This window comes from Planktothrix sp. FACHB-1355 (assembly GCF_014748295.1).
In the GTDB taxonomy this organism is placed as follows: domain Bacteria; phylum Cyanobacteriota; class Cyanobacteriia; order Cyanobacteriales; family Aerosakkonemataceae; genus Aerosakkonema; species Aerosakkonema funiforme_A.
Genome location: NZ_JACJUP010000442.1, coordinates 1 through 4922 on the forward strand (window position 1 = coordinate 1; position 4922 = coordinate 4922).

Annotated in this window: 4 protein-coding genes; all 4 read right to left on the bottom strand. The window is 43.6% G+C overall.

Features of this window, described 5'->3' with window-relative positions; all coding sequences use genetic code 11:
• A partial coding sequence (locus H6S82_RS17905) for a hypothetical protein (RefSeq protein WP_191056498.1) occupies window positions 1–1013 on the bottom strand: 1013 nt, incomplete at its 3' end.
• A gap of 23 nt (window positions 1014–1036) precedes the next feature.
• Window positions 1037–2608, bottom strand: a complete 1572-nt coding sequence (locus tag H6S82_RS17910; protein ID WP_190475371.1) for an Hsp70 family protein — start codon at window positions 2606–2608, stop codon at window positions 1037–1039.
• Window positions 2609–2632: 24 nt separating this feature from the next.
• Window positions 2633–4162, bottom strand: coding sequence for an Hsp70 family protein (locus tag H6S82_RS17915; protein WP_190475369.1), 1530 nt, complete (start codon window positions 4160–4162; stop codon window positions 2633–2635).
• 371 nt (window positions 4163–4533) lie between these two features.
• A partial coding sequence (gene hpxZ, locus H6S82_RS17920) for an oxalurate catabolism protein HpxZ (protein WP_190475367.1) occupies window positions 4534–4922 on the bottom strand: 389 nt, incomplete at its 5' end.

Consider the following 4922-nt stretch of genomic DNA (forward strand, 5'->3'; position numbering starts at 1 on the left):
TCGTCTTGCACATCAAATGGTTCGTGATGAGTATAGTCAATCGGTGTTTTAGTTTTCACTTGCATGGGATAAACTTCCATTTGCTCTAATGCGTGCAAGAGATTTAAGTGCAAATTATGATAGATTTTAAACCAATCATCCAGTTTGGTTGACCAATTTGGATTTTCATTTTTCAACTGAGCCACTAACGGCTGAGAATACCTCTGTCCGCTCTCTATTCCGTCAACGATCGGCAGCACTTTTTTTTCCACAAAATTTAGCCAGCGCTGCTGGCGTCTTTCTGCTAATTCTCTGATTTCGGCAATGCACTTGTAACGCCGATCGCCAATTTCTTTAAATTTTTTAGCAATTGCTTGACGTGCCGATTCTGGGTTTGTTTCGTTACTCAAAATATCGATTAATTCTGGCTTGCTAACTCTGGGTAACTCTCGATTTGGGGTTTCAGTTTCGTAGAGTTCTCGTGCAGGTTCAACAATTCTTTCCAGCATCCTACCAATAATTTCTATACCCTGATGTCTTTTTTGCAGTTTCTCCTGCACGGGGACTGGTAACTCATCTTTCACTTTCTGATATTCAGGAAATAACTTGTTTTGGCAAAGTTGCACTGTAGATGCGATCGCATCAAACAACATTACCCCTCTATGCGCCCAATGTTGAGCTTGAATATAGCAATCATTAAGCTGTTGCTCATCTACTTTGCAATTTTTTTCCTCTTCCTCAACTAACTTAGCAATCAGCTGCATTTTGTCAGCCGCACCGAGGGATGAGTCATTCGTTTTTCCCCTACTCCCCGGCTCCCCCGCTTCCCCACTCCCCCACTCCCCCGCTCCCCCGCTCTCCCGCTCCTCCACTATCTGCTGCAACATTTCCAGAATTTTAGCAACCTGATTTTCTAATCCTGAAATTCTGCGATCGAATTCCTGCAATTGCTTCTCCCAAGCAGAATCCCGATTGCCAAATCTTTTCTTCCTCACTCTAACTTTTAAATTTTCAATCCTAACTCTTCGCGCCATTGTTCCAAATCTCCATACCGAACTCAATACTTTTTAATTTCCAATCCTCCGACGGAACTAGAACTGGTTGCTTTCACTTTCAGTAAGTTCTGCGAATCGATTTCAAAAGTAACTTTCACACGTTCTTCCCCTCGCGGTTTCGGCGGTATTCCAGTTAAGAAAAATTCACCGATACAGTTGATCTCATCAGTACCCACAAATTCTACCCACTTATCGGACTGATAGACAGAAATGCGTAATTCAGTCATATCATCTCGCGAAGTAGTAAATTCTTTACTAACTGCTAAAGACTCGTTAGGTGAAATTTTGAGACCTTTTTCTATTAAACAGCTAAACTTACCTCCTTGCGTGGCAATACCCAAGAAATGCGTCACAATATTTTGGATTCCCAGGATGGGAGGTTTGACAAACTCATCCCTACTTATGTCTGCATCTGATTCCACGTTCAAAGTGGCAGCAAAAATGGCAGCACCACGCGCTACAACCGTATCCGGATCGGTATCCGCATAGGGTTGTTTGCCAAACATTTCGGTAAGCATTTCTTGCACCAGCGGTACTTTAGTAGAACCGCCCACTAAAATGATGCGATCGATATCTTCTATAGTTAGTTTGGCACTAGCCAACGCTGTTTCTACGGCGTCTTTGGAAAGCAGAATTAATTCCCGAATAGCGTCATTAAATTCGCTGCGGGTAATTTCGATATCCAGGTTGTAGACATTGCCGGATTCATCTTTGATTAAGTTAGGAATGCCAATTTGTGCAGTTTGAGATTCCGTAAGTTCCCACTTAGCAGTTTCAGCCACATCTTTGAGTTTTTGTTGTGCTGACCGCAAAGCTTTAACGGAGATTCCCTGGTCTTTTTGCAAATCGAAAATATCGATATTTGATATTTCTTTGAACTTGGAGGCAGCAATTGCCATAATTTGTCGATCGAAGTCATCTCCACCCAGTTTAGATACGCCTTCTTTTGCTAAAATTTTAAACTCAGCTTGATTATTTTTGGTTGAGTCTACCTGGAGAATGGAAACATCGAAAGTGCCGCCTCCCAAATCGTAAACTAAAATAGTTTGGTCGCGTTCTTTTTCCAAGGCATAAGCGATAGCAGCAGCTACCGGTTCCTCTAATAAATAGACCACTTCCAAATTAGCCAACTTACTCGCTTCTAGAGTTGCTGTTTTCTGGGCGTCATCAAAATTGGCGGGAATACAAATCACCGCCGCACGGGGAGTACCCAGCAAATCTACCGTACCTGCTTGTTGGGCACTATTAACTAATTTTGATAAAATTTCCGCAGTAATATCGATAGGGGTGTAAACTTTTCCCGGTAAAGCTTTAAACTCTTTTGTCCAATTTCCTCCCATTTCGCGCTTAATGGAGGCAACCGTATTTTCCGGGTCGATAATTAACCGATTGCGTGCCGCTTTTCCCACTAATATTTCCCCATCTGCACGCACGCTAAAAACTGATGGCAGGGTTTTATTGCCGTCAATCGGAATTATCTCAGTTTGTCCTTTGATAAAAACTGCGATCGCAGAGTTAGACGTACCCAGGTCGATTCCGAAAATATAGGGACTGTGTTTGGGAATTATGCTCATTTTTTAATTTTGGAAATGGGTAAATTATTTACTGTTAATTTGCGCCATCTTTGTCTGCGCTTCGCCACTTTTGATTAAAGCTTCTACCGCATTCAAGTCTACAAGACCTTTATTTTCTCTGGCGTTTTCTATAATAGATGCGCTTTGCGATCCAGGTGGCAATTGCACCGCCGTGAAGTGGATGATACCATCAGCATCTAGGTCGAAAATAGCGGCAACAGGCACAATTTCCGACTGCGGCGGAGATACTGGTAAGGAAAGTATGCCTAGATAATCGTTGTAGTTGGGGTCGGTATTTTCGCCGCGAAAAACGGGTATGTCAATTTCGTTTTGTAGTGGGCGATTTGTGTAGCCGATAATACCGCGCTTGCAAGGATAGGTGGTTTGTCGGGGAACGATCGGCTTGAAAACTAACTCTTCCTTGTAGTTGAGCATGGAAATGCCCAGAGAATGAGCGGTGACATCTAGCACATCGAGGGAAACTTCATCGGGTAAGGAAAGATTAGCGGCGGCGATCGCAGCACCGTGGGCCACTACTTCATCTACGCGATCGCTTGTGTAAGGTTCTTTGATTTCCCTGGCGACAATTTCCCTCACGGCGCGGTTTTTGGTGGAACCGCCGACGAGAATAACGCGATCGATATCTTCCGGTTGCAAACGCGCATCTTGCAAAACTGATTTCATACAATTGACTGTGCGTTGCAATAGCGGTGCGATTAAATTGTTGTATTCAGAAATAGAAAGTTCCAATTCCAACGCATGACCCAAACAATCAGGAATTGCGATCGTAGCAGAATCACTTACAGAAAGTTCGATTTTAGCAGTTTCAGCAGCATCTTTGAGACGTTGCCGCGCGATAATTCCCAAGCGACTATTATCGCTTTGCAAGTCAATTCCCGTTTGAATTTTAAACTGTTCGCTAGCCCAATTTATAATAGTTCGATCGAAATCATCGCCGCCCAAATTAGTATTTCCACCTACACCTTTGACCTCGAAACGATTGCCTTGCACGCGCAAAATTGACACATCAAAAGTGCCGCCGCCCAGGTCGTAAACCATAATAGTTTGGTCTTTACCTTTATCTAAACCGTAGGCGATCGCAGCTGCGGTAGGTTCGGGAATGAGGCGCAATACGTTCAATCCCGCCTGTTCGCCAGCGCGTCTCGTATCTTCTCTTTGCGCGTCGGTAAAATAAGCAGGAACCGTAATCACAGCGTCGCGGATTTCTTCACCCAAGGCTATGCGCGTACTTTCCACAATTCGCTTCAGTACCATACTGCCAATATCGACAGGAGATAAAGATTTGCCAGCGACATTGTAGAATTTGTGGCGATTTCCCATGAAACGCTTTGCCGAAGCGACGGTGTTCGCAGGGTCTAGCAATAACCTTGATTTTGCGGCACTCCCCACCAATATGCTGCCATCTTCTCGCACAGAAACTACAGAAGGCATGGTAGAACGACCGTCAATTGCAATAGTTTGTACCACTCCTCGGCGAAAGACAGATACGACAGAATTTGTCGTTCCCAAGTCGATACCAACAGCGTATGTCATTGTTCTTGCCTGTTTAAAAAGGGGCTACGAAAGTCACTCATTCAAAAGTCAAAAGTCAAAAGTCAAAAGTCAAAAGTCAAAATAAAGAAAGAGCGCTTGGACTAGGGGCTAGGTAAAATAAAAGAGTCAAAAGTGGTAATCAAAACTTATTTCATCGTAGGGTGGGTTAGGCACGGGCGATAATTTCTGAACTTTCGATCGATAATTAAGTTCCCGTGCCGTAACCCACCATCCCAGCTATCTGTAACATACGCAAACATTTTCCACCATCAACCCGAAAGATTCATCACGATTTCTAAGTGTTACCAGGTAAAATACCTGTAACAGAATAAATAATACCAGAAAGTCGGTAAGCAATTAACAATTAACAATTAACCATTAACCAATAAAAACGAAACGTGGGCGCTAACGATGCGCCACCCTTCTTCAGTTTTCATCCAGGTTTGACTTTGGCGTCCGATGCGATCGCTTGTTGGCGGTCGCTTAAACTCTGTATTTACTGTGGCGAAATCTCGTCCGTAAGTTGTGACAATTGTATTCAGCAACACTCTTTCTAAATTAGCGGGCGATCGGTTACTGCGAAAATTGGCGATCGCATCATAACCGTACAGATTTTCTGTCACCCCATAGCGGACAACTTCAGGACTTTTCCAAAACAGTTCGTCAAGAACAGCAACGTCATTGCTAATCAAGGCTTTTTCGTAACGCTGAAATGCTGCTGTCACCTCAGCTACCACATCGGGAATGTTGATATCCATGT